A 1,665-nucleotide genomic window follows, 5' to 3' on the forward strand; every position below is an offset into this window, starting at 1 on the left:
CCGTGATCCCGGCGAGGGTCAGGAGGCCCCGCGACAAGCCGAGCGCCGAGAACGAGGTCTGGGCCGCCGCGACCTACGTGATAGCGGCGCTTCGCGACGAGGTGTTCACCGACATGGCGGCCCTCCGCGCCGCCGTCGCCCGGAGGGTCGCGGAGCACAACGACGCGCCGTTCGCCAAGCGCGAGGGCTCGAGGCGCGAGGTGTTCGAGGAGGTCGAGCGCCCGCTGCTGAGGCCCCTACCGGCCGAGCCCTTCGAGGTGTGCGAGTGGGTCTACGGCCGCAAGGTCCAGGCCAACTGCCACGTCGCGTACGCCCGCAACTACTACTCGGTGAGCCACCTGCTCGTCGGCTCGACGGTCGACCTGCGCGTCACCGAGGGCAAGGTGGAGGTCTTCTCCGGCGGCGAGCGCGTGGCCACGCACCCCAGGTTCCCGTCCTACGCGAGGAACCGCTACTCCACGCGCGGCTCGGACATGCCCGAGGGCAGGGCGTGGTCGGACTGGGACGCGCCGCGCATCCGCGCCTGGGCCTCGAGGGTCGGGCCCTCCTGCTCCGAGCTGGTGGACAGGGTGTTCGCCTGCTACGAGTTCGACGAGCAGGGCTTCAACGCCGCGCTCGCCGTGCTCAGGCTGTCCAGGCGCTACACCCCGGCGAGGCTCGAGCGGGCGTGCGGGATGGCGCTCGCGACCGGGAAGAGGTCGCCGCGCTACCGCGACGTCGAGCCCGTGCTGAGGTCGGGGCAGGACAGGGCGCCAGCCGGCGAGGCGTCCGGGGACTGCGGCTACGTGCGCGGCGCCGGCTTCTACGGGGAGGGGTGAGCATGGACGTCAACGCGGAGACCGCCCGCAAGCTCAGGGAGATGGGGGCGGCCGAGCTGCTCGCCGCCCTCTCCGCCCAGGACGAGGCCGTGTGCGCCGGGATGGCGTTCGCCGAGCGCGTCCAGATGGCGGTGGACGAGGCGCACTCCGACTTCATCACGCAGAAGGTCCGCAACCTGACGAGGAGGGCCGGCCTCAGGTACCCCGAGGCCGACGTCCGCTCGGTCGACTTCTTCGAGGGCCGCGGCCTCGACAGGGTGGCGGTGGCCGAGCTCGCGACCTGCGGGTTCGTCGGGCGCGGCGAGAACGTGGTTCTCCAGGGCCTCACCGGCACGGGCAAGACCTACCTGGCCTGCGCGCTCGCGAAGGCCGCCTGCGCCAGGAGGGTGAGGTCGTGCTACGTCCGCCAGCCCGACCTCGAGGACCTCTGGCGCGAGAGCCGTGACCGGCCCGGCGGCGAGCGCAAGCTCGTCCGCAAGTACGGGGCGTTCGGCCTGCTCGTGATAGACGAGTGGCTGCTCGACAGGCCGGACACCGAGTTCAGGTCGATGCTGCTGGAGCTGATGGAGCTGAGGTACGGCACGGCCTCGACCGTATTCTGCACCCAGTTCAAGAAGAAGGACTGGCACCCGAGGCTCGGCGGCGGGGTGCATGCCGACGCCATCATGGACAGGATCGTGCACAACGCGGTCTGGGTCGACATGGGCGAGGCCAACATGCGGCAGCGCCGCGGATAGACCGGTAGCAATAAAAAAGCACCGGGGCCAGTGTCGGCCCCGGTGCCCAAGCGCGATATCGGCGGTGCTGTTTCGCGATATTCAACAGTGCTCAAGCGAGCAAATACTCA

At 70.5% G+C, this 1,665-nt stretch carries 2 protein-coding genes; both read left to right on the forward strand.

Annotated elements, in window-relative coordinates; genetic code table 11:
• On the forward strand, positions 1 to 818 hold an 818-nt coding region (locus AB5Z25_RS10870), incomplete at its 5' end, for a Mu transposase domain-containing protein (protein WP_438265617.1).
• Between the two features lie 2 nt (positions 819 to 820).
• Positions 821 to 1,555 carry an ATP-binding protein gene (locus AB5Z25_RS10875; RefSeq protein ID WP_271737436.1) on the forward strand — a complete coding sequence of 245 codons (735 nt, stop codon included), beginning with the start codon at positions 821 to 823 and terminating at the stop codon, positions 1,553 to 1,555.
• Positions 1,556 to 1,665: the final 110 nt, after the last annotated feature.

Source organism: Collinsella aerofaciens (assembly GCF_040910325.1).
Lineage (GTDB): Bacteria > Actinomycetota > Coriobacteriia > Coriobacteriales > Coriobacteriaceae > Collinsella > Collinsella aerofaciens_BL.